We start from the raw sequence: 26,329 nt of genomic DNA, 5'->3' as shown, positions 1-26,329 counted from the left end.
AAAGAGGTGACACCATGTCGCAACTGAATGTTGATCCACAAGAAATTGCAAAATTTGAAGCACTCGCAGCCAAATGGTGGGATCAGCATTCCGAATTTCGTCCTTTACACCAGATTAATCCATTACGTTTGAACTGGATTGATGAACATGCTGGTGGCATTGCAGGCAAGAAAGTGCTGGATGTCGGTTGTGGCGGTGGTATCTTGGCTGAAAGTATGGCGCGACGCGGCGCAAATGTACTCGGTATTGATATGGGCGAAGCGCCGCTGAATGTCGCACGTTTGCATGCCGAGCAAGAACAGGTCAGCAATATTGAATATCGTCAGATTCCGGTCGAACAATTGGCTCAAGAGCAAGCAGGACAATACGATGTGGTGACCTGTATGGAAATGATGGAACATGTGCCTGATCCAGCTTCAATTGTGAAGGCCTGTCAAACGCTGGTGAAGCCGGGCGGACACGTATTTTTCTCGACCATTAACCGTAACCCTAAATCGTATTTGTTTGCCATTATTGGAGCAGAATATGTTTTACGTCTGTTGCCAAAAGGCACCCATGATTATCACAAGTTTATTCGTCCCTCTGAAATGGCACAGGATATTCGTGAAGCAGGGCTGACCTTAAAAGAAATGACAGGCTTGCATTATAATCCACTGACTAAACACTACTGGCTGGCACCCAACGTAGATGTCAACTATATGGTACATACTGTGAAGGCTGCTACAGTATGAGTGCAGCGATGAAAGCAGTTCTATTTGATCTCGACGGTACTTTAATCGACACTGCGGCAGATTTTATTCGCATTATTCAAGCCATGTGCCGCGAAGAGCAACGTGAAGTCGTCGAGGCTGATCTGATTCGCACTCAGGTATCTGAGGGCGCACGCGCCATGGTGAAACTGGTCTATCCTGAACTGGCAGTTGATGATTCTGTGTTTTTACAGCATCGCCAGCGTTTTCTGGATCTTTATGCCGAGCAGATTGTCGTCGATACTGACTTATTTTCAGGCATGTATCCATTGCTTGAAGAACTGGAAACGGCGCAAATTCCGTGGGGTATTGTCACCAATAAACCACGCCAATTAAGTGAGCTGTTACTGGCTGAACTCAATTTAACTGAACGTTGCAGTGTATTGGTCTGTCCTGAAGATGTGACACAAACTAAGCCAGATCCTGAACCGATGTATCTCGCCGCTCAACAGTTGAATTTGCCCAGCGAACAGATTATTTATGTCGGAGATCATCCACGTGATATCGATGCAGGTCGTGCCGCCAAGATGTATACCATTTTAGCCGCCTATGGGTATTTGCCTTTAGAATCTCAGCATAATCTGAAGGCTTGGCAAGCCGATACAATCGTGCAGGATGTTACTGAATTACACTGCATTTTACGCCAATTACTACAGTTAAACGCACAAAAACACGTTAGCATGTGATGAATATCATTATAATTTGATTCACATTTTAGGGAGGTTCACCATGAAATACTCAGAATATCAGCCTCGTTCAGATTTATTAAAAGACCGTATTATTCTGATTACAGGCGCAGGCGATGGCATTGGTCGTGCTGCTGCCATGAGCTATGCCCTGCATGGCGCAACTGTCGTATTACATGGTCGAACCCTGAATAAACTTGAAGTGATCTACGACGAAATCGAAAGTTTAGGTGCGCCACAACCTGCCATTTTACCCTTACAACTTTCGAGTGCCTCGGTACGTGACTATGAGCTTTTGGTCAATACGCTCGAATCCCAGTTTGGTCGTCTGGATGGTATTTTGCATAATGCAGGTATTTTAGGAGAACGTGTTCCATTGGCAGATTATTCATCGGAAATTTGGGATGATGTCATGGCTGTCAATGTACGCGCCCCTTTTATGCTGACTCAGGCTTTGTTGCCCCTGTTGCAAAAGTCTGATCAGGCTTCGGTGGTATTTACCAGCTCAGGCGTAGGTCGTGAAGCACGTGCGCTTTGGGGAGCTTATTCGGTTTCTAAAGTCGCCATTGAAGCTGTCAGTAAAATCTTTGCTAAGGAACAAACCTACCCGAATATCCGATTTAACTGCATCAATCCTGGTGCAACGCGTACCGCGATGCGTGCCAAGGCATACCCTGATGAAGACCCATTAAGCTTGGCAACTTCTGAGTCGATTATGCCCGCTTATTTGTATTTGATGGGCGAAGACAGTCTGCATTTAAATGGTCAGAGCATTGATGCACAAGACTAAGACTCAATCGCTTGACATAAGCATCCTTCGGGATGCTTTTTTATTGAGTGTTTAAAACACAACTTATTAATCGTATTTTTGAATTACTATTAAAATTTTATTCGTTTTTACAAATTAAAAGAAGATTTATACACTTATGCTCAACAAAAGTTGTTCTGTTCGGGAGAATGTTGTGCGTGATCTCAACCACAAAAGACAATTGATTCAATCTATTTATGAATTACAACTTTCAGAGCATTTTGTGATGGCTCTGGAGGATGCCCAACAGGCGCAGCAGATTATCAGCCTGCTGAACTCTTTACAGCAGCATGCCGAACAGTGGCAATAAAGACTTTTCACTCCTCGGCAGGAGTGAAAAGTCTTCGAAAACCCAGAGATCAATTTAAAAAAACTCATCACATGTTATTGCTTTGGTTTGATACTGGATCAGTTTTATTTTTATAGCATGATTTTCAAAAGTAACTTATTATAAAAACAATGATTTTTGAATGATTATTCAACTAATTATTTTAAAAGCTGGCTTGCAATTGGGCTAGAATACGCGACATTGCCCTATAGACAATACAATTGCAAACAAGGCACAATCATCCAGCTTGAAGAATGTTGTTATCTTCATATTTTTAATTGAATTATTGCGTAATCTTCACAGTTTCTCTGCATTTTTTTTGTACATTAATATCCATAAGAGAAACAATAGCTCCATGAGGATGCATCATGAAAAAGATGTTGACCGTTCTGACATTATCTTTGACTGTGCTGATGAGTACGGTCAGTTTTGCAGGACCGTATTTTGATCGCAATAATGACGACTATTCTCAAGGACGTAAAGAACGCAGTTATGATCGTGACAGTGAGGATGATCGCAGCCGTTCAGAACGACGTATTCGTGAAGAACGTGGTGTACAACGCTTAAAGCAGCATCGCTGGCAAACTGGTTATGTCATGCCGCAACATTATCGCGGTAATGGTTATAAAGTTGAATATCGAGATCACCACCTGCCAAAACCAGACCGTAATCAGCAATGGTATAAAATCAATAATGACTATATTTTAGTGAACTCAGATACCAATGACATTATTCGGATTATGGCTTTTTAATACCTTTGCGTTTTGATGACTGCTTACTTTTATCGCCCAGATGACACATCTGGGTTTTTTTTGTTTGCCTTCACATGTCCTCCTTAATGTGCACCGATATTTCACAATTTGCTATATGTGCTTCACGCTTTCTCTCAAATTTGCTCTTACATTAAAACCATCAGACATGAGCTAAAAAAGTAATTGAGGTATAAGATGAAAATGAATCAATGGATCGGCACCCTCGTTTTGAGTCTCAGTGGTTTATTGGCAACCAGTGCCATGGCAGCGCCACAAGATCCGCATTCGAAGCATTATGTCCATCATCAGGCTCAAATACATCAGCCTTCGCACAGTAAAGATAAAAAGCTAGATCCGAGCCGTGACTGGCGAATTGGTCAAACCATGCCACGTCAGTACCAATTGGCGCGTTATCAAGTCGATTACCGTGCGCACAAACATCTGGCACAACCTCAACGTGGACAGCAATGGTATCAGGTGAATGGACGTTATCTGTTGCTCTCGCAACATGATCATAAAATTCTAAAAATGATTTAACTCTGTCCAAAGCCCTTACAAAACACCCTCTCCCATATAGATGAGGGTGTTTTTTTGCATCAGGCATTCCTCTTTGGTCAATTTTGTTTACAATCAGACCATGTCTTCTTTTTTTGAGTCGATTATGCAACCCAACAAGACTGAGTTTAGCCCCAGTACAGCACAGGATTATGTGCATTGGTTCCGCGACTCAGCCCCCTATATTAATGCGCATCGCAACAAAACGTTTGTTTTGATGTTTGGCGGTGAAGCCGTCCAACACCCAAATTTTCAACATATCATTCATGATATTGCCTTATTACATTCGCTGGGCATTCGACTGATTTTAGTGCATGGTGCGCGTCCACAAATCAATCAGAATTTAGAAGAAAAAAACCTGAAAACGCCTATTCATTTACATCGTCGTGTGACCACTCGTGAATCACTGGGCTGTGTCATGAATGCGGTCGGTTCAATCCGTCTGCAAATAGAAGCTTTGTTGTCGATGGGTTTAGCAAACTCCCCGATGTTTGGTGCACGGATTGATGTTGTTTCAGGAAATTTTGTGACCGCCAAACCTTATGGCATTAGAGACGGCGTCGATTTTCAATTAACTGGCGAGGTACGGAGTTTAGATATCGCCGCCATGCAACGACATCTGGATAATCATAATATTGTGCTACTGGGTCCAACTGGTTACTCCACCACTGGAGAAGTATTTAATCTATTGGCAGAAGAAGTCGCAACCAAAACTGCCATTGCATTCAAAGCGGACAAACTGATTTTTCTTGGCGAAAAACAAGGCTTGCTTGATGGTGAGCATCACATTGTTCGTGAACTCAGACCGAATCAGCTAGATACTTATATTGAACAGTTTCAGCAACATGACCATGAAATGGCACTGCATTTACAAGGCGCACAAAAAGCCTCTCTTTCAGGCGTACATCGGGTTCATTTAATTTCGTATGCCTATGATGGTGCATTGATTGAAGAATTATTTACCCGCGATGGTATTGGTACCATGATTACCGATGCGCACTATGAAGAAGTGCGAATGGCCACCATTCAGGATGTGGGCGGACTTATTCATTTATTACGTCCCCTTGAGGAAGATGGCATTCTGGTCTATCGCTCGCGGGAACGACTGGAAAGTGAAATTGAACAATTCGCAGTCATTGAACGTGATGGTATGATTCTGGCCTGCGCTGCGTTGTATCCAATCCCAACTGGAAAAAATGAGGTGGGTTCAGCAGAAATTGCCTGTGTCGCAGTTGATCCAGCTTACCGTAAATCCAATCGTGGTAGCCAGATTTTACATTTTCTGGAGGATAAAGCACGTCAACAAGGCATTTTACAGTTATTTGTACTCACCACGCGGACTGCGCACTGGTTTCTGGAGCAGGGATTTCAAACAGCCAGCGTCGATGATCTGCCCAATGCTCGACAAGCGTTATATAACTTTCAGCGTAATTCATTGGTCTTTAAAAAATTATTGATGTAACGCGTGTGATTGAAAGCAATGCAAGCCAGTACATTGGAGTGATCTCGACTGGCTTAGCATGAATGACTATATCTTTATTCCAACTAAACTTTGCAAGAAAAATGCTTTTCCAATTTAAAAATTAATATTCAAACGCTTCATAAGTTTATATCTTTAAAGTAAAACATTAAAAATCAAGTTGATAGGCGATTAAAGTGAAACATTATTGGTTGTTTTAAAATCTTTTTTTTAGCTATCTTTAGCTTTTTTTTATTTATCTATTATTTTCATAACTAATATTAAAAAACTTATTTTTTATGCAATAGAAATCACTTTATGGTGTGCCCTCAATATCCACTTTTAGTTAGGCTCAGGCACATCATGGCAAGCATCACTTCTTCTACATGGTTCAAATGTTCAGTAATGACAGCAAGTATTGCTGGAATCATGATGCTCAGTGGCTGTGCCAAAAAAGAAGCCCAAGATTTAACCACCTTAAATATTGGCTTCCAAAAATACGGTTTACTGCCGATCGTCAAGGAACGTGGGGTATTAGACAAGGCACTGAAAGCGCAAGGTATTCATATTAAATGGGTAGAATTTCCAGCGGGTCCACAACTGTTGGAAGGTTTAAATGTCGGCAGCGTAGTCTTTGGTGAATCAGGTGAAGCTCCTCCTATTTTTGCCCAAGCCGCCAACTCTAATTTGGTGTATGTTGCCAATCAGCCAGCCGCACCTCTTGCAGAAGCATTAATTGTGCAAAAAAATTCTGCTATTCAGTCAGTTCAAGATTTAAAAGGTAAACGCATTGCCCTGAATAAAGGTTCAAATGTGCATTATCTGTTGTTAAAAGTATTAGAAAAGAACAACTTGAGCTTAAATGATATTCAGGTGGTGTATCTCCCCCCTGCCGATGCGCGCGCTGCTTTTGAAAAAGGTGCAGTCGATGCTTGGGTAATTTGGGACCCGTTCTTTGCCGCAGCAGAACAACAAATTGGTGCACGCGTATTAGCCACAGGACAAAATCTAGTCAGTAATCATCAGTTTTATCTGGCCGATCGTAAATTTGCTCAAAATCATCCTGAAGTGCTGAAAACTTTAGTGAAAGAATTGAATCAAAGTACCGAATGGGTCAAAACCCATCAGGATGATGCTGCCAAACTTCTGGAAAAACCCACTGCTTTGGATTTCAACATTTTAAAAACATCAATTTCAAGAATGGGCTTTGGAGTCACGCCATTGTCAGCGCAGGTTATCAGTGAGCAACAACAAGTCGCAGATGCGTTCTATCAGCAAAAATTGATTCCACAGCCCTTAAAAATTCAGGATGCCATTTTAACTGGCGAAATTAAATAAAGAAAATCTACAGGATAATCACACATGGTGAGTTTAAAACAATTGGGTGTCATCGGAACCATAAGTCTGGGATTAAGTCTCAGTGGCTGTCAGAAAACCGAGTCTCACACACAGGCACAACAAGATTCAACAGCAGAACATACAGCACCAGTCAAAACCTTGTCGATTGGCTTTCAAAAATCTTCACTGAATTTCTTGATTGCCAAACAGCAAAAAATATTTGAACAGGAATTTCCAAATGCCAAGATTGAATGGCGTGAATTTCCTGCTGGTCCACAAATGTTGGAAGCATTAGCGGTGGGTGCCGTTGATTTTGGAGCAGTTGGAAATACGCCGCCTATTTTTGCGCAAGCTGCCGATAAGGATTTAAGTTATGTCGGTTATGAGGTGGTTCCAGCAAACTCACAATCTATTTTAATTCCAAGCAATAGTTCAATCAAAACGATTCAGGATCTTAAAGGTAAACGCATTGCGGTACAAAAGGGTTCCAGTGCGCATGAACTGTTAGCCAAAGTGCTGCAAAAAGCAGGTTTAAGCTGGCAGGACATTCAACCCATCTGGTTACCACCTGCGGATGCTCGTGCTGCATTTGATAAAGGCGCGATCGACGCATGGTCCATCTGGGAACCGTACTTAAGTACCACTGAACTCAAAGGTCATGCCAAGTCTCTCATTGATGGAACTGCGTTTCCTACCACTTACGCTTTCTACATTGGTAATCCAAAATTTATCCAGCAACACCCGGATGCCACACAAAAAGTGCTGAATGGTTTAAACAAAGCCGATCAATGGTTTGTGAAACATCAGGATGAAGGTCTGAATATTTATGCGCAAAGTACGGGGCTGGATACACAAGTCGCCAAAGCAGTACTGGATAAACGCCTTAAACCTTCTCCAGTACAGCCATTGACACCAGAAGTCACCCAAGCACAGCAACAGATTGCTGATTTATTTCAACAGGTCAAATTGATCCCTAAAGATATTCAGGTCAGTCAAAGCATTTGGGCACCCAAAGCTTCGTAAACCTTCCCCAAACGCAATTTGATTAAAACGCACGATTAAAACGTATTTCAAGGAAATTTAGATATGAATATTTTCTGGTTTATTCCCACTCATGGTGACAGTCGCTACTTAGGTACAAGCAAAGGTGCGCGTCAGGTGGATCATGCGTATATGAAACAGATTGCAGTGGCTGCCGATAATCTGGGCTACACAGGCGTACTTATTCCAACTGGACGCTCTTGCGAAGACCCGTGGATTACGGCGGCCAGCCTGATTGATGCTACAACACAGCTTAAATTTTTAGTGGCTTTACGTCCGGGCATTACTACACCAGCATTGGCAGCACGTATGGCGGCCACCTTTGACCGTTTATCAGGTGGTCGTGTGTTACTCAATCTGGTGACAGGCGGTGATGAACAGGAACTCAAAGGCGATGGCTTATATGAAGATCATTCAACACGCTATCAAACCGCCAGTGAGTACGTCAAAATCTGGCGTGAAATTCTGACTCGTTCCCATACAGGTGAAGCCTTTACCTTTCATGGTGATCGCTTAAGTGTCGATGACGCAAAATTGTTATATCCACCCATTCAGCAGCCTTATCCTCCACTTTGGTTTGGTGGTTCATCCGATGCTGCCTCAGAACTTGCAGCAGAACAGGTAGATACTTACTTGACTTGGGGCGAACCTCCTGCGGCAGTGAAAGAGAAAGTTGACGCGATGCGCGCTCGTGCCGCAGCCAAAGGTCGTACCTTGACCTATGGTATTCGTTTACATGTGATTGTTCGTGAAACCAATGAACAGGCATGGGCAGCAGCCAATGAGCTGATTCAATATCTGGATGATGACACCATAGCCGCAGCACAGAAAAAATTTGCGCAAATGGATTCTGTGGGTCAACAACGTATGGCCGCTTTACACGGCGGCAAACGTGATCAACTTGAAGTTTCACCAAACTTATGGGCAGGTATTGGCCTTGTGCGTGGTGGTGCTGGGACTGCGTTGGTTGGTGATCCAGAAACCGTAGCAGCACGAATTCAGGAATATGCCGATTTAGGTATCGATACCTTTATTTTTTCTGGTTATCCGCATCTGGAAGAGTCCATTCGTTTTGCTGAACTGGTGTTCCCTTTACTGCCACTCAAAACCCGTGAAAAACTGACTCAACCGAATCTGACAGGTCCTTTTGGTGAAATTATTGCCAACAACTATGTGCCTGAACAAAAGAGTCAAGAGACCAATAGAAAAGTCTCTAAGGAGTCCGCATGAGTCAAGCTGAAACGTCCATTGTTTCACGTGGAACAAAAGCCATCGGGCAGCGTTTGCTGCCGTGGCTGTTCCCGGTCGCCCTGATCCTGTTCTGGCAATTGGCATCTGTTTCGGGTCTTTTGCAGAGTCGTGTTCTGCCTGCACCCACTGCGGTGGTCAGTGCATTTTGGCATTTACTGGTCAGTGGTGAACTTTGGCATCATGTCAAAGTCAGTGCAGGTCGTGCATTGTTAGGATTATTCATTGGCGGTGGTTTAGGTCTACTGTTGGGGCTGCTCAATGGGTCATCCAAGGCAGCTTCTACCTTACTGGACACCACACTACAAATGATCCGAAACATCCCTGCTCTTGCATTAATTCCTTTAGTGATTTTATGGTTCGGAATTGATGAAACTGCAAAACTGTTTTTAGTTTCGGTAGGTGTGTTCTTTCCGATGTATATCAATACCTATCATGGCATTCGTTCTGTCGATCCACAGTTGATTGAAATGGGCAAAAGCTACGGCTTAACTCGTTGGCAACTGTATAAAGAAATTATCTTGCCAGGCGCGATGCCCTCCATCTTAGTCGGATTACGCTTTTCGCTGGGTCTGGTTTGGGTGTTGTTAATTGTGGCTGAAACGATTTCTGCACAGGCTGGCATTGGCTATATGACCATGAATGCCCGTGAATTCTTACAAACCGATGTGGTCTTGGTCGGCATTCTACTTTATGCCTTGCTCGGTAAGCTGGCAGATGTTTTGGCACAGGCACTGGAACGCTATTTATTGCGTTGGCATGCGGGTTATCAAGGATAAAACAGGAGCTTTCATCATGACAAGTTTAAACATTCAACGTTATCAAGCTGATTTAGTCCCTGCCCCAAAACAACATACCGAACCTGAGCAGGCCGTAATTGGTGCGGAAATTCTGATTGAGCAACTGCATAAATTCTATGGTCAGGTCAAAGTTCTGGAAGATCTGGACTTACACATTCAACCGGGTGAGTTTGTGGCGATTGTCGGTCGTAGTGGTTGTGGAAAAAGTACCCTATTGCGCCTGATTGCCGATCTGGAACAGCCAAGTTACGGTGAAATCAAGTTTAAATCCGCACGACATTTCCGCGAAGGCATTACCAGTGACGATATCCGAGTCATGTTTCAGGACCCGCGTCTATTACCGTGGAAGAGCATTTTGCATAACGTCCAATTGGGATTAGCCAAAGATCAACGTGATATTGCGGAACAACTTCTGGAAAAAGTCGGACTCAAAGATAAAGCAGGTCAATGGCCTTCGCAACTGTCAGGGGGGCAACGCCAGCGCACCGCTTTGGCACGTGCTCTTTCGCATTCACCACGCATTTTATTGTTGGATGAACCGTTGGGCGCACTCGATGCTTTAACCCGACTGGAAATGCAGAACCTGATTGAACGTTTATGGAAAGAACAAGGCTTTACTGCAATTTTAGTCACACATGATGTGAGTGAAGCCGTACAACTGGCGGACCGAATTATCCTGCTGGATAAAGGACGTATTGCGCATAATTTTAAAGTCGATTTAGCACGACCGCGTAAGAAAGGGGCTGAATTTGCAGCATTAGAACAACAAGTACTCGAAGCTGTATTAGCCACCTGATTGAAGCCGCTGTGCGCGGCTTCATGATTCAACTCAAGGGTTTAAGAATGAGGAAGTACCGAATGAATCTCTTTTTCTGTCGTGTGATGAGTCGTAGCTGAAGGCTGCGGTGACTCGTTACGATTTAACAATAAATTCAGAAAAATAGCAGCTAAGGTTGCCGTCCCGATTCCCCCCAGATCGAATGAGCCAATATGTAAACTAAAATTGCCTGCGCCCATAATTAAACTCACCGCAGCAATAATCAACATACTGTTTTTACTAAAATCGACCTTGTGATCAATCCAGATTTTAGCACCAGCCACCGTAATTAATCCAAAGACCACAATAGAAGCGCCGCCAAGTAAAGCCACGGGTATGGTATGAATCACGGCACCAAATTTAGGCGACAATCCGAGTAAAATAGCAAATAAACCCGCAATCACAAAAATGGTGGTGGAATACACTTTAGTGACTGCCATCACCCCAATATTTTCTGCATAGGTGGTCATGCCTGTGCCACCCACCGATGCCGATAATGTCGTACACAAACCATCGGCAAAGAAACCTCGTCCCATATATGGCGATAAATTACGTCCAGTCATGGCAGACACTGCTTTAAAATGACCTAGATTTTCTGCCACCAAGATAAGAGCCACAGGTGCAATTAATAACATGGCATTGGCTTCAAACACAGGTGTATGAAAAGTTGGTAAACCAAACCATGCTGCCTGAGCAATTGGCGAAAAATCAATGGGTTTGCCCCACCCCATTACATTGGCAAACAAAAAGTAAACCACATATGCCGCACACAGTCCCACCAATAATAGCAAACGGCGTAACATGCCTTTGGTAAATACTGCAATCGCACTAATACATAAAATGGTAACGACTGCCATCCACGAATCAAAACTGTTTGCAGCGACACTTTTAATGGTAACCGGTGCCAAATTTAAACCAATAATCATCACAATTGCGCCTGTGACAATTGGAGGCATCAATTTTTCAATCCACGCGGTGCCTGTACGCATCACCACCAGACCAATCAGGGCATAGACAATCCCACAAGCTATCGTGCCGCCCAGTGCGACCCCAATATTCGGATTTGCACCAACCCCGTTATAACCGGTTGCAACTGCCACTGCGGCAATAAAAGCAAAGCTAGATCCTAGATAACTCGGTAGTCGTCCGCCTGTGATCAGAAAGAATAAAATCGTACCAATGCCTGTAATAAAAATGGTGAGATTGGGATCAAAACCCATTAGCAGTGGCGCAAGTACCGTTGCACCAAACATGGCAAATGCATGTTGTAAACCCAGCACCAGACTTTTTCCTGCGGGTAGATATTCATCAATCTGCACAGGCGTTTGGTCAATATTACCGTGATAGGGTTTAAATTTTGGAAACCATGATTCTTTTTGTGGCATCGGTTCTGACGTTTCTGGAATGAGGGGTTCTGGGACTTGGGATGGTTTGTTTGACATGATGACTTGCTCCAGCATCCAGTTTTATGCAACGCACAACGGTTCACAATAATTACGATTGAAATACATCAGCCCGTTTAAACCCTGATGCTGCTGAATGGCCTTGACCTGACAGAATAAGACATCATGGCTACCCACACTGTGGCTATATACCACCTCACAATCAAAAGACACTAACGCATCTTCCAGTACTGGCGCTTGAGTCACCAAGGTCGTCCATTGCCCTTGAGCAAAACGTTCCTGCATTGGCGTTTTCCCCCCGAACAAATTGGATAAATGACGTTGATGTGTCGCCAGTGTGTTGACGCACAACACCTGATTTTTTTGAAATGTTTCGAATACAGATGCTGAACGATTAAGACATACCAATAAAGTCGGTGGTGAATCCGTCACACTACAGACTGCGGATGCCGTGAAACCTGATTTTCCCGCCACGCCATCGGTGGTAATTACATTGACTGCTGCCCCTAAATTTGACATTCCCTGTCGGAAAGTCTGTTGATCGACCTGTAAATGGGTAGAACGATTTTGACTGTGCTGTTGTAACAATTCTTTCAATACAGATTGTGTTTGATCTGACACATTCATGGTGCTCTCTCCTACCCCATGGCTTTCACCTTCACAAGCGAAATGGGGTCAATATATTCATCGGCATAAAATTCATAAAATACAAAAAATGCTATACATGGGCGATTGAGGCAATTTCAACCAAAGCTTCAGGTTTGACCAACCCCACCTGCACGCAATAACGCGCTGGACGTTCATCAGGAAAATATTCAGCATAAACCTGATTTATCGCGGCATAATCAGCCCAGTCGCGCAGAAAAATATGATTAAAGGTGACATCTTTTAAAGTGCCACCAGCATTGGCTAAAATTCCCTTAATGGTTTCCAAGACATGACGGGTTTGCGCGGCTGCATCGCCGATGTGTACCACGTTATTGTGTTCATCGAATGCCAAAATACCCGAGACATACACGACATTATTGGCCTTGGTTGCAGGGACATAAGGTGCAAGCGGTGGCGGTGTTCCTTCAGGTAATACGATTTCTTTAGGCATAGTGATCTCCCTGAGCGGTTATGCAGATTTAGCCAATGTTGAAGATGAAGCAAAAGTTTCGACAAAATTCTGGGTATCAGACACCCAACCAAAAAAAGTTTTAATGTTATACATGCTGGCGGTATGCATCTCGACTGGGCCCGCCTGATAACAAGCATCGTCTAGGGCCACGCCAAAATATTCGAGGAAAAAACCATCGCGTAAAGTCGACTCGACACAGACATTGGTGGCAATACCGACAAAGACTAGGTTACGAATACCACGGGCGCGTAACATGCTATCTAGTGCAGTATTGAAGAAACCGCTATATCGTGGTTTTTCAATCACAATATCTTGTGCTGTGGGTTGTAATTCATCAATCAATTCGAAATCCCAGCCACCTTTGGCCAATAACTTGCCTTGCAATTCAGGTTGTTTGCGCATGGTTTTCAACGCATTGGATTTATGAAAATTAGGCGAGCCTGCACCACCCGCCTCAACATATTGATTGTCCCAACCATTTTTAAAGTAAATCACCTGAATGCCAGCTGCATGGGCTGCGCTTACTGCTTTTTGAATATTTTCAACCACGGGTTTGGTTTTTGATACATCAAAACCTGCTAGGTCTAAATAGCCTCCAATCGAGGTATAGGCATTTTGCATATCAATTACGATGAGAGCGGTGTGCTCAGGCGCAAGCTGGATCGCTTCAGGTTCCGCTTTCAAGACACGCCCTGTGCCAGCGCGTTCGGTAAAATCTGCAACGACGGTATTCATGCGCTTTTCTCCAGTGTGGTCAAGGGTTGATACTCCGTCACAATATCCTGACGGGACTTCATCAATGGTTGAATCCGTTGACCAAAATCTTCAACCCCTTGTACAAAATCATCAAAGGTCAGCAAAATACCTTCTGTGCCTTTAACCTCAGCGATTTCATCCAGCATGGCCGCAACTTTTTGATAAGAACCCACTAAAGTTCCCATGTTGATATTGACAGGTGAAACACTGGATGCCATTTGACGAATATTGGTATCAGCACCTGATTTAGTGTCTTTGCCCCCTTGATTCATCAACCAATTAATCGCTTCTACATCCGCGCCCTCGTTGTAGCTTTGCCATTTTGCCATCGCTTCTTCATCGGTTTCTGCCGCAATCAGCATAAATAGCACATAGGTCTGAACGTCACGTCCAGTCTGATCGGTAAAGCTTTTTAAACGGTCATTAATGTCCGCATAAGCGGTTGGCGTATTAAGTCCTTTCCCAAACACAAAATTGTAGTCCGCATGTTGTGCTGAAAAAGCCAGACCTGTGTCAGATTGTCCTGCACAGATAATTTTCATTTCGGTTTGTGGTTGTGGACTGACGCGACAATCTTGCATTTGAAAATGTTCGCCCTTGAAATCAGATTTTCCAGTTGCCCAGAGTTCACGCAAAATCTGCACATATTCCGACAAATAATCATAACGTTTGGCAAAATATTCATCGCCCGGCCACATGCCCATTTGACTATATTCAGGGGCTTGCCAACCTGTGACCACATTTAGACCAAAGCGACCATTTGAAATGGAATCAATGGTTGATGCCATACGTGCCACAATCGCTGGAGGCATAACCAGTGTTGCCGCAGTCGCGTAAATTTTAATTTTACTGGTCACTGCGGCCAGTCCCGCCATCAAGGTAAAGGTTTCAAGGTTATGATCCCAAAATTCAGTTTTTCCGCCGAAACCGCGCAACTTGATCATTGACAGTGCAAAGTCAAAACCATAATGTTCTGCGCGCTGTACAATCGTTTTATTTAATTCAAATGTCGGCATATATTGCGGCGCGTTTTCAGAGAGCAGCCAGCCATTATTTCCGATGGGACAAAAAACACCTATTTTCATATGGGGAATCCTCTTTTAGGGAGCACCACGCCTGTCTGCATGAGCTGTTCCTTGCATCAAATCACGATTGCCAAAACAACCACCTGTTCTTATTTTTATAATGCATACACTGTGCCAACTTTTTATTTTTTATATTTTTCAATAAATTAATAATAACCAATGGTAAAATCATTTTTACCATTTAGTAAAATAACAGCGCACAACCATGCACTATAAAAGTGAATCAGTATTCAATACTGTGCAAAATTAAAGCAAGAGGTTGACCATATTGCTGCTTTAAAATTCGCCACAAATAGATTATTTTATCAGCAACCATCGACAATATCGTGATTAGCACAAGTCAAATGGCGCAGTTATTTTTTCTAAAGTGCAGGAAAAATAATGTGGTTTTGTGCACAAATCATGCGGTTTACCTTACAATTAATGAATCACCTAACTTAGTTATGCTAATGGAACAAAAAAAGAGTACGCAAAAACGAAATCAGTTGCTCAATGCAGCACTTGACGTCTTTTCAACTTATGGTTTTAGTGGGGCAAGTCTGGACGAAATTGCGCAGTTGGCCAATATGCACAAGTCCAACATTTTTTATTACTATGAAAATAAAGAAGCACTTTATGTAGAAGTGTTAACCACCGTTTTACAAAAATGGCTCGCCCCATTGCAAACCCTTGAAGTCGAACTTGAGCCGACCGAAGCACTGGCGCACTATTTGATTCAGAAAATTGAGGTGTCACGTACTCAGCCTAAAGCCTCAAAACTGTTTGCCTTAGAGATTATTCAAGGTGCACCGCATATTCTGGAAATCTTAAAAGGGCCACTGAAAAAACTGTTTAAGCGCAAAGCCAAAGTCATTCAGACTTGGCAGGAACAAGGCAAAATTTCTCCAGATATTGACCCAGAACTGCTCATTTTAAATATCTGGGCAATTACCCAAAACTATGCCGACTTCAGTACCCAGATGGAAATGGTCACTGGCAAAACCTTGCGCAATCGCAGTATGCAGCAACGTGCCATTGAACATACCGTACACATGATGCTATACGGCGTTCTGCCTCGCGCTTAATTTTTTCAAGATGGTAATGCCCTAATATGCATTGCTTGGGTCATTTATTACCGGTTCAGTGTAGTTCAGGTCTGTTCATCGCTTTTCTTGTAAAAACTTTAAGATGCGCTGATTCACTGCGGAGGCTTGCGTGACGGTTGAAGCATGTCCTCCTTCTGCCATTAAGCATAAATGGGCGTGAGCCAATTGTTTCCATACATACAGGGTTTGCGTATAAGGCACCAACATATCATCCTGATTGGCGATGAGTAAAACAGGCAGCTCCGCCAATGCCTCAACATGCGCAGCAGTCAGAGCAAAGGCTTTAAGCGCTTCAATGCGTTTTTTGACATTGGGAATAGGCGGAAAATCACTTAGTTGTTGATATTCCTGCTGTTTAATCTCGTCATGATAGTTAGAAATCCAGCTCGGCGGATACAAAAATAAAGCCTGCGCATTGATATATGCGGCTGCGCCAGCATGCTCAAGCAAAGCCAGACGGGTTTGGAAACACTTTAATGTATGTGGATCAAGCGATGCCCAACCATTAATGATAGTCAAACTTTGCATGTGCAATGCATGTGATGACAATAATTGTGTCAACTCCAAACCAATAAAACCGCCAATCGCATGTCCAATAAAATGGAATTTTCGAATATTTAATTGCACTAATAAATTTTTAATTTGCACTGCCAAATGCATAAAAGAATAATCATCGGGCAATAGATCACTGTCAGCATGACAACCCTCTTGGTCATAGACCAAGACGTGATAATGTTGTTGAAAAGCAGCGATCTGGGCTTGCCAAAACTTGCCATGCCCACCTAAACCTGAAGAAAAAACCACATATTCCTGACTGGCATGTAAAGTAGGATAAAGCTGATAGTTCATTTTAAACCGTTTGGTCAAATTAATCTTTTTATCAATCAGCAAGATTTATGCCTTTTTTTACTATTCAGTATCCTTTTTTTAAAAATGCTGTCGATATAAGGCCAGTAACTTCTGTGCGCCGAGCAATAAGTTGGCTTCCCAATCTAAGTGCGCCGTATCATTGGCACCATCGGTGATGTATTTCACCGAAATACAACGAACGCCTAATTTTTTACACACCTTAGCTATGGCATAGGCTTCCATATCTACAAGATCACAAGCAAGCTTAGCTGCACCCGTTTCAAAAGAATCACCTGTTCCACAAATACCTTTTGGCAATTCTGAAAAAAAGGGTTCAAGCTCAATTGCTGCGGGAAAATCATGGTCAAGTGGTGTAGTGCCAATAGGAAATCCCAAGGGTGAAACATCCATATCGCGTTGCACGACTTGCCTCACTTCCACCAGTGAATGCGCATCAAACACAGAACTGCCTGCGCTGCCCAGATTAAGCAATACATCACAACCGGTTTTTTGAATCACGTCAAAAGCAGTGAAGGCAGCATTGACTTTACCGATCCCACTATAATGTACGGCGATTCCTGCTTGTTCAAACAAGCCTTTGGATTCATCAGACAAAGCCATTATTAAGGCCAGATTCATGGGCACACGCTCTACAGTCAGTTAAATTTTATTGAAAAGAATCGCAGAGTCAGCAATCCAAAATAAAAAATGCTTTTTTTGGTTGCATAAAAACGCAACAACAACACGAACGCTTCAGTTTATGGCAATATATAGGACTTTCAAAATTTAAGCTTGTTTTGAGTCCATGAAACTGCTCCGCCTGAATGCATTATCGCCAGATTTTAAGTTGCCCACCACTGCTGTGACCATTGGCAACTTTGATGGTGTTCATCTCGGACATCAGGCGATGATTGCGCAACTCAAAAATATTGCTCAACTCGATCACTTAAAAACGCTGGTCATGATTTTTGAGCCACAACCGCTTGAATATTTTAAAGGCTTTGACGCACCGCCACGCATTAGTTCACTACGAGAAAAAGTCGAATACCTTACTGAACTCGGCGTAGATTATATTGCGGTTGCCAAATTTGATCAGCAATTTCGCGGTTTGAGCGCACAGCAATTTGCAGATTTACTGCATTTTAAATTGAATGCACAACAATTAATCTTAGGCGATGATTTTCACTTTGGTAAAAACCGTCAGGGCAATAGTGAATTTCTACGTGACTATGGTTTTAAAGTCACCAATCTGGACACCATTGAATATCATGGGGAACGGGTGAGTTCTACGCGTATTCGTCAGGTTTTGGCTGAAGGAAATTTGTCGCTGGCTGCGCAACTTTTGGGTCGCCCTTATAGCATTACTGGTCGAGTGCAATATGGCGATCAGATTGGTCGTACCCTCAACTTTCCAACCATTAATGTCCGTTTAAATCGACATAAACCGTGTTTAAGCGGCATTTATGGGGTCGACGTGGTCTGTGAAACTACCTCGCTACGCCAAAAAGTATACACCGACAATCCTGCGCAAACAGGAGTTGAAGGTTACCAAGCTCATAGTTTATTTGGTGCAGGTCATGTGGGCACACGGCCTGCGATTCAACAGGAACAGCCTGAATGGCGATTGGAAGTTCATTTTCCACACGTTTCTGCTAATCTGTATGGCTTGCTCATGCGGGTGACTTTTCTAAACTTTTTGCATGGCGAGCGAAATTATCCTTCGCTAGACGCACTGAAAGCAGGGATTGACCAAGATGTGGATGACTTGCTTGAATTTCGTCAGCAACATCCCCAATTCCCATTTTAATTTCTAATTTTTTTGATGATAAAACACGTCAGCTTAAATGCTGATCGAACTGGAAGACAACTTGCATGAGCGATAAGCAAACTCCTGAAAATGCCGTGGATTATAAAGCCACACTCAACCTGCCGGGCACCGAATTTGCCATGAAGGCTAACTTAGCTGTGCGCGAAGTGAAATGGTTAGAAGAGTGGTATGCCGACAACATTTATCAGAAGATTCGTGCTGCACGTATTGGCAAGAAAAAATATGTTTTACACGATGGCCCTCCCTATGCCAACGGTCAGATCCATTTGGGTCATGCCGTCAATAAAGTTTTAAAGGACATCATTATCAAAAGCCGTGTCATGGATGGCTTCGATGCGCCTTACGTACCGGGCTGGGACTGTCACGGTCTACCGATTGAACTCAAAGTTGAGGAAAAAGTCGGTAAAGTTGGTGTCAAAGTTGATGCATCAACGTTCCGTAAAGCTTGTCGCGAATATGCCATGAGTCAGGTCGATTTACAGCGCAAAGACTTTATTCGTATGGGTGTGTTTGGAGATTGGCAAGATCCATACCTCACCATGAATTTTAAACAGGAAGCCGATATTGTCCGTGCTTTGGGTGAAATTCAAAAAGCAGGTCATATCGAACCGGGTCTAAAACCAGTGAACTGGTGTATCGACTGTGGTTCTGCGCTGGCTGAAGCCGAAGTTGAATATGAAGATAAAAAATCCGATGCGATTGATGTCGGTTTTGGCGTGGTTGATCTTCAGGATTTGAGTCAACGTGTCGGTGTCGCAGTAAATGTCCCGACTGATATCGTGATCTGGACCACAACACCGTGGACATTGCCAGCCAACCAAGCCGTTGCTTTAAATGCCGAAATTGACTATCAATTGGTACAAGTGCAAAGCGACCGTGGTACACAAAACTTTATCTTGGCTCAAGATCTGGTTGAGTCTGCGATTGCGCGCTATAAACTTGAAAATCCATTGGTTTTGGCTGACTTTAAAGGCGCGGTGCTTGAACATCTGAGCTTGCAGCATCCCCTGTTGGCTGATCGTCAAGTGCCTGTGATTTTGGGTGAACACGTCATTGCTACCAGTGGTACAGGTGCTGTACATACTGCACCGGGTCATGGTGCGGACGATTATAAAGTCGGTCTAATCTATAACCTCAAAGTCGATAATCCTGTCGGTGGTAATGGGGTTTATTTACCGACTGCACCCATTTTTTCTGGTGAGCATATTTATAAAGCCAATCCGCAAATTATTGAAGCTTTGGGTGCTGTGGGCCGCTTATGGGCGCATCAACCGATTGTGCATAGCTATCCACATTGCTGGCGCCATAAAACCCCGATCATTTTCCGTGCCACGCCACAATGGTTTATCAGCATGGATGCCAAAGGTTTACGTGAATGCGCCTTGAATGCCATTGAAAATGACATCAGCTTCGTGCCTGACTGGGGTAAAAACCGAATTGAGTCGATGATTGAAGGTCGTCCAGACTGGTGTATCTCGCGTCAACGCACATGGGGCGTGCCAATCCCATTCTTTGTACATAAAGATAGCCATGAATTACACCCACGTACCGCTGAACTGATTGAAGAAGTGGCAAGCCTGATTGAAAAAGAAGGCATTGACGCGTGGTATAACCGTGAAGCCAAAGATTTTATCGGTGCAGATGCCGAGCACTATAATGCGGTACGCGATACGCTTGATGTCTGGTTCGATTCAGGCACGACGCATTATGCAGTATTGCGTCAGCGTGAAGAATTGACTGATCCTGCTGATTTATATCTGGAAGGTTCAGACCAGCATCGTGGTTGGTTCCAGTCTTCGTTATTGACTTCGATTGCCATCAATGAACGCGCGCCATATAAAGGGCTACTCACACACGGTTTCGTGGTGGATGAAAAAGGCCGTAAGATGTCCAAGTCTTTGGGCAATATCATCACGCCGCAAGACATCATCAAAGATATGGGTGCTGATGGTTTACGCTTCTGGATCGCATCAAGTGACTACCGTTATGAAATGACTGCGGGGAAAGAAATTTTCAACCGTGCATCCGATGGCTATCGCCGTATTCGTAACACCTTGCGTTTCTTATTGGCCAACTTAAATGGCTTCAAACCATCGACCGATGCGTTGCCTGTAGATCAATTAATCGCGCTAGATCAATACATCTTGCAACGTGCAGCCGATGTTCAAAAAACCATTCAGCAAGCCTATGAAGATATGAACTTCCATATCGTATGTAGCGCATTGACTAATTTCTGTATCAATGACTTAGGTGGTTTCTATCTGGATATCATTAAAGATCGTCAGTACACCACCAAAGCAGATTCTCAAGCGCGCCATTCTGCACAAACTGCGCTGTATCATCTGGTACAAGCTTTTGTACGCTGGATGGCACCGATCTTGAGCTTCACTGCGCAAGAAGCATGGCCTCTGATTCCAGAGCAAACTGAGCAATATGTATTTACCGCTGAATGGTATGAAGTACCTGTCGCATCGACAGCCAACCTGATTTCAGAAGCCGATTGGCAAACCCTGATTCAGGTTAAATCCGCTGTCAACAAACAGATTGAAGCGGCACGTAATGCCAAACTGGTCGGAAGTAATTTGTCCGCTAAAGTTGAAATCTGGGCCAAAGATGAACTTCAAACGGTACTGAATCAACTCGGTGATGAGTTACGTTTTGTTCTAATTACCTCTCAGGTCAATGTTTATCCTTTTGCTGAACAAGGTGAAGCAACAGAAATGGAAGGCTTACGTGTACAAATCTCAGCAGCAGAAGGCGAAAAATGTGTACGCTGCTGGCATGTACTCCCTGATGTAAATACCCATGCCGATCATCCGGGTTTATGTGGTCGCTGTATCGTGAACGTCGCAGGTCACGGTGAGGTAAGAAAATATGCCTAAAGCTCAATCAAATAAAGGCTTATTTCAATTTTATCCGCATAATTTGATCTGGCTTGGGCTGTCCGTGCTTGCCATCATTTTAGATCAATGGACCAAATGGATTGCCAGTACTCATCTGAATTATGCCGATCCTGTACCTGTCTTGCCATTTTTAAACTGGACGTTGCTACATAACTATGGTGCAGCCTTCAGTTTTCTATCTGATGCAGGCGGTTGGCAGCACTATTTATTTACAGGTCTAGCAGGTATTGTTTCGATTATTTTTGTGTTTTGGCTGATGCGTATGCCCAAACACAATATCATCTTGCCTGCTGCGATTGCCCTGATTTTAGGCGGTGCATTAGGCAATTTGATTGATCGCATGACCTTAGGTTATGTGGTCGATTTTATTCATGTCTACTATCAAAATCACCATTTTCCTGCGTTTAATATTGCCGACAGTGCCATTACCCTAGGAACTATCCTCTTGTTAATTGATACTTTTTTTCTTGAAAAGAAACGTATCCAACGTGCAGAAGTGAAGCATGACTGAAATTATTCAACCGAATGAAGAAATTCGTATTCAAGAAGGCGCTCAGGTCGAGTTACATTTTTCTGTAGCACTAGAAAATGGTGTTGAGATTGATAACACACGTAGTCGCGAACAGCCTGTCAGTTTAACCATTGGCGATGGTAATTTATTACCAGGTTTTGAAAAGGCTTTATTTGGTTTACGTGCAGGCGACCGTCGTACGGTACATTTGCCACCTGAAGATGCCTTTGGTCCATGGAACCCTGAAAATGTTCAAAAGTTTGATACGGTTAAATTTGAACAACGTCCTATCGTCGGACATATGATTGAATTTGAAGATAAAGCCAAAGCATCCTTATTTGGTGTTGTGGCATCAGTCAATGATGATATTACTGAAGTGGATTTTAATCATCCACTCGCGGGAAAAAATATTAGCTTTGAAGTTGAAATTTTTAAAGTCACCCCTGCTGGTCAGCAAGGGATTAAGTTGATGTGATAATCATTCAACTCAAAACCCTCTTATGAGGGTTTTTTAAATTGGCGTTTTAGTACGATTGAATAAGATTAAAATCTGCAATCGTTTTCAGCTTTCTTATCACCGAAGTATTCACTAATCCTATTTTTAAGTACTTTCTGTTTTGAATCTACCCATGCGTACGTGCTAGTGTAGTCAAGATTAGAGGGTAAATCTTTTTTATGTGTGAGAAGAAAGTTGTTTACCCAACACAGTTGGTTGGCGTTACCTACAGTGAAGTCATCTTCGATTGTATAACCATTGCCTATTTCTTCTTCATACCGTTTAAGTACTGCCATCTTATCTAATGTTGAGAATAGTAAAGATACCGTAACAGCATCTAAAGCTTTGGGTGTGGCTTTTCGATATACTTCTGAATCGATTAAAAGCATACCTACAGCCCCATTACTGCCTGACTTTAAAGATTCTTTAACTGGTTGGTTAGTACTACACCCACCCATTAGGCTAATACAAATACCTAACTTAACGGCCAAACTTACTTTCAAACTCAGCTCTTTCCACATTAAGCGGATCTCCTGTATAAACCCCTTCATCACGTAAAATTTGTACCATACGTGGATTGTAATCTTGATTAAATACTTTCTTAAACATATCTCGATTGATGTGCAGAGGCCCCTTATTCTGTACTAAGAGGGATAGGTCACGGGTTGCACTGACAACATTCAATTTACTAATAGTCTTTTTTAAATCATTTAAACTTTTTAAAGCCCCTTTTCCTTGAGCGAAGGGCTCAAGATTTCGTAGTTCACGTAATTCATCTACCGCAAATACGCTTAAAAATCTAACTTTAAAAGCTGTCTGTTCAAACTCCCCAACGATTTTAGGTATCTCTTTAAGAGATTGTTTTAAAACATAATTGTGGAATCTAATGTACATTTGTGTATGAAACGCTGGGTCATACAAATTTCCATCTGCTAATTTGTTTGTATCCCACTCCATCCCAAAACGTATGGCCATTAACAATTCAATTTTGTTCTTTACATTTCCCCACTGCTCAATATAGAGCATGAAGTTGTATGGTCGGGCCATATAATAATTGCGTTCTTTTATATATTGATTACATAACGGTTCAGTGATTACACAAATTTTTTGCTCTTTAGGATAGCCACTCCAAGCTGGAGCATCACCTGATACAGTTCGATTATATGGATTATTTAGTTGTTCAGTCATTATTATTCCCAAGGTTTCATCGGTTCTGATAAGTCAAAAGTGGTTAAGTCCACTTCTTTAGCTTCTTTTCCTGTTTCAACCATCTCTGTATGTCCAGTTTCGTCAGTAAAGCCTTCAAGTAATTTTCCGTCTGGTGTTACTAACTTAAAATATTGCTCAATTAATGGTGAACCTGTTTGCTCATCACGCAAAAGGAATTTCACACCGTAATCATCGATCTGGTTCACAAAGCTATTCTGTGGTGATGTAGCATCTGATTTGGTTGGATTTGCTCCTGAAGAAGGACCATTCTCCTGCACCACCAAATTCTGCTTAGGTAATAATTTACACCCACAAGATAATGAATCATTGACCCGTGCAGCAGCTTTTCCCATCACTTGCATATGCGGATCGCCTGAGATAATCGTAGCAACTGTTTTATGTTTGGGACACGTGGCTTTATCACCAACACAGGCAATCGCAATTCCATCCACCAGAAACGTACTATTACCACTAATTACTTGCCCGCCGCCCGTAGTTGGGCAACCAATCACAATATAAGGTGTCGCCATATAACCTCCAGCTTCATTATTAGAGCACTTCAAACTCAATTCGACGGTTTTTGCGTCTTCCTTCAGCAGTATCATTATCCGCCACAGGTTTATTTGAGCCAACGCCTTCCGTACTTAAATTATCCGCTGAAATGTTCTTGGTAATTAAGTAATCTTTAACAGCATTGGCACGTTGCTGACTGAGTAGCAAATTTTTGGATGCATCACCTGAACTATCAGTATGTCCAATAATCTTGACTTTTTTTCCGCCAACTTTATGAAGTGCTGCCGCCATTTCATTTAAAATCTGTTGCCCTGAAGCAGTTAAAATTGCACTGCCTGATTCAAATTCAATGATTCTATTTTTAAGGGCATCATCAATGATTTTTTGCTCAGCCTGATTCACTGTCAATTGTGAATTAAAACGATAAGGGGGCTGTACCAAGGATTGAAATTGACTAATCGTAGGCTGAATGTCATTCGGATTGGTCATTTTCCCTGTTAATTCAACTTGTGTGCCACGTACGGTCAATTTGCCCTGTTTCACTTTTTTTAAATCTGGACTAATCACTTGGGTAACCGAATTACTCCAACCATTGGGTGCAGACACGGCACGAACCTGTATTTTATCGACCACTTGATCTGCACCATACACACTTTGCATTTTTTGCAAAATCGCTTGTTTAAATGCTTCGTTAGGTACGACACCCTCGACCACAATCGGTTCTGCAAAAACCAAACCACAGCTTAGAGAAGCCATGCAAATCAATATTTTTTTTAAATGTTGCATAGGTAGCATCTTCATGATTATTCATCTAAAAATGTTTGTCGAAATAGCTTAAGTGCCTGACTTAAACTGAGCTGTCTTTGGCACAAGGACTGTTCTAATACAGCTAAACCTGCATTTTGTTCAAGATAGGGATCAATCCATTTGGCATCTATCAAAGAAACCCAATGCTCGCTTTGCATACTTTGGGTAAAAATATCGCTGAGTGCCAAGATATCTGCGCCCTGAAAACCAAACAATAAAACGGGTTCTTCTTGATGTAATAAACCAATCAGTACTTCAGTATTGTCTTTTTGCAAAAAGCGACCAATCATGCTGACCCAAAATGCCGCAATTTCGTAGCAATACATTGGGTTATTAAGTGGCAAGATCAAAACTCATCCTAATCAGCTGTGGGTGACTGATATCACCTATATCCGTACTCATGAAGGGTGGTTATATCTAGCAGTAGTCATCGACCTGTTTTCTCGCTTAGTTGTAGGATGGTCGATGAAATCTAGAATTACTACAGATTTAGTACTTGATGCATTATTGATGGCGTTATGGCGGAGAAAACCACAGAGCAAGGTTTTTAATTCATTCAGACCAAGGTAGCCAATATACTAGTCATGAATGGCAAACCTTTCTGAAGTATCATAATCTTGAAAGCAGTATGAGCAGACGAGGCAACTGCCATGATAATGCTGTTGCTGAAAGCTTTTTCCAGTTATTAAAGCGGGAGCGTATTAAAAAGAAAATTTATACAAATAGGTCTGAAGCGAGGACAGATATCTTTGAATATATTGAGATGTTCTACAATTCAAAACGCAGACATGGTTCTAATGGCCAACGTTCTCCATTAGAGTATGAAAAAGCCTATTTCAATCGGGCTATGTGTGTCTAAATTTTTGGTGGCTGTTCAGATTTCAAAATATGATTCTATAAGACTTTCACACTTCTGTAACCTAAAAAGTGCCTCATTTACTTTTTCAATATAAATTTTTTGTAAATCTTTCATTTCAATATCTGTTTAAAATTCAAACGATACATTAATTATATAAAAAAAGCACCCTAATCTGATTATAGATTAGGGTGCTTAGAATTTAAAAGCTGGCGATGACTTACTCTCACATGGCCAATGCCACACTACCATCAGCGCGAAGAGGTTTCACTTCTGAGTTCGGGAAGGGATCAGGTGGTTCACTCTTGCTATTGTCGCCAGCAAACT

The 26,329-nt window shown here is 42.5% G+C and carries 28 protein-coding genes, 1 rRNA gene and 2 pseudogenes; 18 read left to right on the top strand and 13 right to left on the bottom strand.

The genetic code is table 11. The features are described from left to right. Positions 1 to 14 precede the first annotated feature (14 nt). The 12 genes from ubiG to E0D95_RS14940 all read left to right on the top strand — a co-directional run bounded on the left by ubiG (position 15) and on the right by E0D95_RS14940 (position 10,560). Positions 15 to 731 carry a bifunctional 2-polyprenyl-6-hydroxyphenol methylase/3-demethylubiquinol 3-O-methyltransferase UbiG gene (ubiG, locus tag E0D95_RS14990; RefSeq protein WP_130804940.1) on the top strand — a complete coding sequence of 239 codons (717 nt, stop codon included), beginning with the start codon at positions 15 to 17 and terminating at the stop codon, positions 729 to 731. A gap of 8 nt (positions 732 to 739) precedes the next feature. Then, entirely contained in the window at positions 740 to 1,435 is a 696-nt protein-coding gene (locus E0D95_RS14985) for an HAD family hydrolase (RefSeq protein WP_130804964.1), read from the top strand. Positions 1,436 to 1,478: 43 nt separating this feature from the next. After that, complete coding sequence (locus E0D95_RS14980; RefSeq protein WP_130804939.1) at positions 1,479 to 2,225, top strand: YciK family oxidoreductase; 747 nt, start codon at positions 1,479 to 1,481, stop codon at positions 2,223 to 2,225. Between the two features lie 172 nt (positions 2,226 to 2,397). Continuing rightward, positions 2,398 to 2,553, top strand: coding sequence for a hypothetical protein (locus E0D95_RS15695; protein ID WP_165443268.1), 156 nt, complete (start codon positions 2,398 to 2,400; stop codon positions 2,551 to 2,553). Between the two features lie 386 nt (positions 2,554 to 2,939). Beyond that, positions 2,940 to 3,323 (top strand): RcnB family protein, encoded by a 384-nt coding sequence (locus E0D95_RS14975; RefSeq protein WP_130804938.1) that lies wholly within the window; start codon positions 2,940 to 2,942, stop codon positions 3,321 to 3,323. Positions 3,324 to 3,518: 195 nt separating this feature from the next. After that, entirely contained in the window at positions 3,519 to 3,860 is a 342-nt protein-coding gene (locus tag E0D95_RS14970) for an RcnB family protein (RefSeq protein ID WP_130804937.1), read from the top strand. 124 nt (positions 3,861 to 3,984) lie between these two features. Then, positions 3,985 to 5,340 carry an amino-acid N-acetyltransferase gene (argA, locus tag E0D95_RS14965; RefSeq protein WP_130804936.1) on the top strand — a complete coding sequence of 452 codons (1,356 nt, stop codon included), beginning with the start codon at positions 3,985 to 3,987 and terminating at the stop codon, positions 5,338 to 5,340. Between the two features lie 360 nt (positions 5,341 to 5,700). Further along, positions 5,701 to 6,675 carry a sulfonate ABC transporter substrate-binding protein gene (locus E0D95_RS14960; RefSeq protein ID WP_130804935.1) on the top strand — a complete coding sequence of 325 codons (975 nt, stop codon included), beginning with the start codon at positions 5,701 to 5,703 and terminating at the stop codon, positions 6,673 to 6,675. Between the two features lie 24 nt (positions 6,676 to 6,699). After that, positions 6,700 to 7,698 (top strand): aliphatic sulfonate ABC transporter substrate-binding protein, encoded by a 999-nt coding sequence (locus tag E0D95_RS14955; RefSeq protein ID WP_130804934.1) that lies wholly within the window; start codon positions 6,700 to 6,702, stop codon positions 7,696 to 7,698. Between the two features lie 63 nt (positions 7,699 to 7,761). Next, on the top strand, positions 7,762 to 8,946 hold the full coding sequence (gene ssuD, locus E0D95_RS14950; RefSeq protein WP_130804933.1) for an FMNH2-dependent alkanesulfonate monooxygenase: 1,185 nt from the start codon (positions 7,762 to 7,764) through the stop codon (positions 8,944 to 8,946). Then, positions 8,943 to 9,743, top strand: coding sequence for an aliphatic sulfonate ABC transporter permease SsuC (gene ssuC / locus E0D95_RS14945; RefSeq protein ID WP_130804932.1), 801 nt, complete (start codon positions 8,943 to 8,945; stop codon positions 9,741 to 9,743). The genes ssuD and ssuC overlap by 4 nt, the downstream gene beginning before the upstream one ends. Before the next feature lie 16 nt (positions 9,744 to 9,759). Continuing rightward, the gene (locus E0D95_RS14940; RefSeq protein ID WP_130804931.1) at positions 9,760 to 10,560 is read left to right on the top strand and encodes an ATP-binding cassette domain-containing protein; all 801 of its coding nucleotides are present in this window, start codon (positions 9,760 to 9,762) and stop codon (positions 10,558 to 10,560) included. A gap of 41 nt (positions 10,561 to 10,601) precedes the next feature. On the opposite strand, the gene rutG is transcribed toward E0D95_RS14940, so the two are convergent. The 5 genes from rutG to rutA form a co-directional block, all read right to left on the bottom strand. Then, complete coding sequence (gene rutG, locus E0D95_RS14935) at positions 10,602 to 11,966, bottom strand: pyrimidine utilization transport protein G (protein ID WP_130804963.1); 1,365 nt, start codon at positions 11,964 to 11,966, stop codon at positions 10,602 to 10,604. Positions 11,967 to 12,047: 81 nt separating this feature from the next. Continuing rightward, complete coding sequence (gene rutF, locus E0D95_RS14930) at positions 12,048 to 12,611, bottom strand: NADH-dependent FMN reductase RutF (RefSeq protein ID WP_130804930.1); 564 nt, start codon at positions 12,609 to 12,611, stop codon at positions 12,048 to 12,050. 91 nt (positions 12,612 to 12,702) lie between these two features. After that, positions 12,703 to 13,083: a pyrimidine utilization protein C gene (gene rutC, locus E0D95_RS14925; RefSeq protein ID WP_130804929.1), complete on the bottom strand. Its 381-nt coding sequence runs from the start codon at positions 13,081 to 13,083 to the stop codon at positions 12,703 to 12,705. Between the two features lie 18 nt (positions 13,084 to 13,101). Next, positions 13,102 to 13,839, bottom strand: coding sequence for a pyrimidine utilization protein B (gene rutB, locus E0D95_RS14920; RefSeq protein ID WP_130804928.1), 738 nt, complete (start codon positions 13,837 to 13,839; stop codon positions 13,102 to 13,104). Continuing rightward, positions 13,836 to 14,945, bottom strand: a complete 1,110-nt coding sequence (gene rutA / locus E0D95_RS14915) for a pyrimidine utilization protein A (protein WP_130804927.1) — start codon at positions 14,943 to 14,945, stop codon at positions 13,836 to 13,838. Before rutA ends, rutB begins: the two co-directional genes overlap by 4 nt. A gap of 449 nt (positions 14,946 to 15,394) precedes the next feature. Between rutA and E0D95_RS14910 the strand changes: the two genes are divergently transcribed. Next, a complete protein-coding gene (locus tag E0D95_RS14910; RefSeq protein ID WP_130804926.1) occupies positions 15,395 to 16,009 on the top strand; it encodes a TetR/AcrR family transcriptional regulator in 615 nt (204 codons plus the stop codon). A 75-nt stretch (positions 16,010 to 16,084) separates the two neighbouring features. Here E0D95_RS14910 and rutD read toward each other — a convergent pair whose 3' ends face one another. Both rutD and E0D95_RS14900 read right to left on the bottom strand, forming a co-directional pair. Beyond that, positions 16,085 to 16,879, bottom strand: a complete 795-nt coding sequence (rutD, locus tag E0D95_RS14905; RefSeq protein WP_130804962.1) for a pyrimidine utilization protein D — start codon at positions 16,877 to 16,879, stop codon at positions 16,085 to 16,087. Between the two features lie 78 nt (positions 16,880 to 16,957). After that, positions 16,958 to 17,518 carry a 5'-methylthioadenosine/S-adenosylhomocysteine nucleosidase family protein gene (locus E0D95_RS14900; protein WP_130804925.1) on the bottom strand — a complete coding sequence of 187 codons (561 nt, stop codon included), beginning with the start codon at positions 17,516 to 17,518 and terminating at the stop codon, positions 16,958 to 16,960. Positions 17,519 to 17,684: 166 nt separating this feature from the next. On the opposite strand from E0D95_RS14900, the gene ribF reads away from it, so the two are divergent. The 4 genes from ribF (at position 17,685) to E0D95_RS14880 (ending at position 22,596) form a co-directional block, all read left to right on the top strand. Beyond that, entirely contained in the window at positions 17,685 to 18,686 is a 1,002-nt protein-coding gene (ribF, locus tag E0D95_RS14895; protein ID WP_130804924.1) for a riboflavin biosynthesis protein RibF, read from the top strand. A 65-nt stretch (positions 18,687 to 18,751) separates the two neighbouring features. Then, on the top strand, positions 18,752 to 21,589 hold the full coding sequence (ileS, locus tag E0D95_RS14890; RefSeq protein ID WP_130804923.1) for an isoleucine--tRNA ligase: 2,838 nt from the start codon (positions 18,752 to 18,754) through the stop codon (positions 21,587 to 21,589). Next, the gene (gene lspA / locus E0D95_RS14885; RefSeq protein ID WP_130804922.1) at positions 21,582 to 22,121 is read left to right on the top strand and encodes a signal peptidase II; all 540 of its coding nucleotides are present in this window, start codon (positions 21,582 to 21,584) and stop codon (positions 22,119 to 22,121) included. The genes ileS and lspA overlap by 8 nt, the downstream gene beginning before the upstream one ends. Further along, the gene (locus tag E0D95_RS14880; protein ID WP_004988866.1) at positions 22,114 to 22,596 is read left to right on the top strand and encodes an FKBP-type peptidyl-prolyl cis-trans isomerase; all 483 of its coding nucleotides are present in this window, start codon (positions 22,114 to 22,116) and stop codon (positions 22,594 to 22,596) included. The genes lspA and E0D95_RS14880 overlap by 8 nt, the downstream gene beginning before the upstream one ends. 68 nt (positions 22,597 to 22,664) lie before the next feature. On the opposite strand, the gene E0D95_RS14875 is transcribed toward E0D95_RS14880, so the two are convergent. From E0D95_RS14875 to E0D95_RS14855, 5 genes and pseudogenes are all read right to left on the bottom strand, one after another. After that, a complete protein-coding gene (locus tag E0D95_RS14875; protein WP_130804921.1) occupies positions 22,665 to 23,138 on the bottom strand; it encodes a hypothetical protein in 474 nt (157 codons plus the stop codon). Continuing rightward, positions 23,098 to 23,805 carry a hypothetical protein gene (locus tag E0D95_RS14870; RefSeq protein WP_431830768.1) on the bottom strand — a complete coding sequence of 236 codons (708 nt, stop codon included), beginning with the start codon at positions 23,803 to 23,805 and terminating at the stop codon, positions 23,098 to 23,100. Before E0D95_RS14870 ends, E0D95_RS14875 begins: the two co-directional genes overlap by 41 nt. 2 nt (positions 23,806 to 23,807) lie before the next feature. Continuing rightward, positions 23,808 to 24,356, bottom strand: coding sequence for a PAAR domain-containing protein (locus tag E0D95_RS14865; RefSeq protein ID WP_130804920.1), 549 nt, complete (start codon positions 24,354 to 24,356; stop codon positions 23,808 to 23,810). Between the two features lie 19 nt (positions 24,357 to 24,375). After that, the gene (locus tag E0D95_RS14860) at positions 24,376 to 25,125 is read right to left on the bottom strand and encodes an OmpA family protein (RefSeq protein ID WP_171478597.1); all 750 of its coding nucleotides are present in this window, start codon (positions 25,123 to 25,125) and stop codon (positions 24,376 to 24,378) included. 17 nt (positions 25,126 to 25,142) lie between these two features. Continuing rightward, positions 25,143 to 25,499 (bottom strand): annotated as a pseudogene (locus tag E0D95_RS14855) (type VI secretion system-associated protein TagF); the annotation flags it as partial. A 4-nt stretch (positions 25,500 to 25,503) separates the two neighbouring features. Here E0D95_RS14855 and E0D95_RS14850 point away from each other — a divergent pair. Further along, positions 25,504 to 26,005 (top strand): annotated as a pseudogene (locus E0D95_RS14850) (IS3 family transposase); the annotation flags it as partial. A gap of 204 nt (positions 26,006 to 26,209) precedes the next feature. Here E0D95_RS14850 and rrf read toward each other — a convergent pair. Beyond that, a 5S ribosomal RNA gene (rrf, locus tag E0D95_RS14845) occupies positions 26,210 to 26,324 on the bottom strand. Between the last annotated feature and the right edge of the window lie 5 nt (positions 26,325 to 26,329).

Source organism: Acinetobacter ihumii (genome assembly GCF_900625095.1).
Taxonomy (GTDB): domain Bacteria; phylum Pseudomonadota; class Gammaproteobacteria; order Pseudomonadales; family Moraxellaceae; genus Acinetobacter; species Acinetobacter ihumii.
The sequence above is the reverse complement of the archived record's forward strand: the minus strand, read 5'-3'. Positions and strand labels throughout refer to the sequence as shown.

Bases quoted from the DNA above. Each gene is read 5' to 3' on its own strand.
- ubiG (WP_130804940.1), top strand. From the start codon at position 15: ATGTCGCAACTGAATGTTGATCCACAAGAAATTGCAAAATTTGAAGCA.
- E0D95_RS14985 (WP_130804964.1), top strand. From the start codon at position 740: ATGAAAGCAGTTCTATTTGATCTCGACGGTACTTTAATCGACACTGCG.
- E0D95_RS14980 (WP_130804939.1), top strand. From the start codon at position 1,479: ATGAAATACTCAGAATATCAGCCTCGTTCAGATTTATTAAAAGACCGT.
- E0D95_RS14975 (WP_130804938.1), top strand. From the start codon at position 2,940: ATGAAAAAGATGTTGACCGTTCTGACATTATCTTTGACTGTGCTGATG.
- E0D95_RS14970 (WP_130804937.1), top strand. From the start codon at position 3,519: ATGAAAATGAATCAATGGATCGGCACCCTCGTTTTGAGTCTCAGTGGT.
- argA (WP_130804936.1), top strand. From the start codon at position 3,985: ATGCAACCCAACAAGACTGAGTTTAGCCCCAGTACAGCACAGGATTAT.
- E0D95_RS14960 (WP_130804935.1), top strand. From the start codon at position 5,701: ATGGCAAGCATCACTTCTTCTACATGGTTCAAATGTTCAGTAATGACA.
- E0D95_RS14955 (WP_130804934.1), top strand. From the start codon at position 6,700: ATGGTGAGTTTAAAACAATTGGGTGTCATCGGAACCATAAGTCTGGGA.
- ssuD (WP_130804933.1), top strand. From the start codon at position 7,762: ATGAATATTTTCTGGTTTATTCCCACTCATGGTGACAGTCGCTACTTA.
- ssuC (WP_130804932.1), top strand. From the start codon at position 8,943: ATGAGTCAAGCTGAAACGTCCATTGTTTCACGTGGAACAAAAGCCATC.
- E0D95_RS14940 (WP_130804931.1), top strand. From the start codon at position 9,760: ATGACAAGTTTAAACATTCAACGTTATCAAGCTGATTTAGTCCCTGCC.
- rutG (WP_130804963.1), bottom strand. From the start codon at position 11,966: ATGCCACAAAAAGAATCATGGTTTCCAAAATTTAAACCCTATCACGGT.
- rutF (WP_130804930.1), bottom strand. From the start codon at position 12,611: ATGAATGTGTCAGATCAAACACAATCTGTATTGAAAGAATTGTTACAA.
- rutC (WP_130804929.1), bottom strand. From the start codon at position 13,083: ATGCCTAAAGAAATCGTATTACCTGAAGGAACACCGCCACCGCTTGCA.
- rutB (WP_130804928.1), bottom strand. From the start codon at position 13,839: ATGAATACCGTCGTTGCAGATTTTACCGAACGCGCTGGCACAGGGCGT.
- rutA (WP_130804927.1), bottom strand. From the start codon at position 14,945: ATGAAAATAGGTGTTTTTTGTCCCATCGGAAATAATGGCTGGCTGCTC.
- E0D95_RS14910 (WP_130804926.1), top strand. From the start codon at position 15,395: ATGGAACAAAAAAAGAGTACGCAAAAACGAAATCAGTTGCTCAATGCA.
- rutD (WP_130804962.1), bottom strand. From the start codon at position 16,879: ATGAACTATCAGCTTTATCCTACTTTACATGCCAGTCAGGAATATGTG.
- E0D95_RS14900 (WP_130804925.1), bottom strand. From the start codon at position 17,518: ATGAATCTGGCCTTAATAATGGCTTTGTCTGATGAATCCAAAGGCTTG.
- ribF (WP_130804924.1), top strand. From the start codon at position 17,685: ATGAAACTGCTCCGCCTGAATGCATTATCGCCAGATTTTAAGTTGCCC.
- ileS (WP_130804923.1), top strand. From the start codon at position 18,752: ATGAGCGATAAGCAAACTCCTGAAAATGCCGTGGATTATAAAGCCACA.
- lspA (WP_130804922.1), top strand. From the start codon at position 21,582: ATGCCTAAAGCTCAATCAAATAAAGGCTTATTTCAATTTTATCCGCAT.
- E0D95_RS14880 (WP_004988866.1), top strand. From the start codon at position 22,114: ATGACTGAAATTATTCAACCGAATGAAGAAATTCGTATTCAAGAAGGC.
- E0D95_RS14875 (WP_130804921.1), bottom strand. From the start codon at position 23,138: ATGTGGAAAGAGCTGAGTTTGAAAGTAAGTTTGGCCGTTAAGTTAGGT.
- E0D95_RS14870 (WP_431830768.1), bottom strand. From the start codon at position 23,805: ATGACTGAACAACTAAATAATCCATATAATCGAACTGTATCAGGTGAT.
- E0D95_RS14865 (WP_130804920.1), bottom strand. From the start codon at position 24,356: ATGGCGACACCTTATATTGTGATTGGTTGCCCAACTACGGGCGGCGGG.
- E0D95_RS14860 (WP_171478597.1), bottom strand. From the start codon at position 25,125: ATGCAACATTTAAAAAAAATATTGATTTGCATGGCTTCTCTAAGCTGT.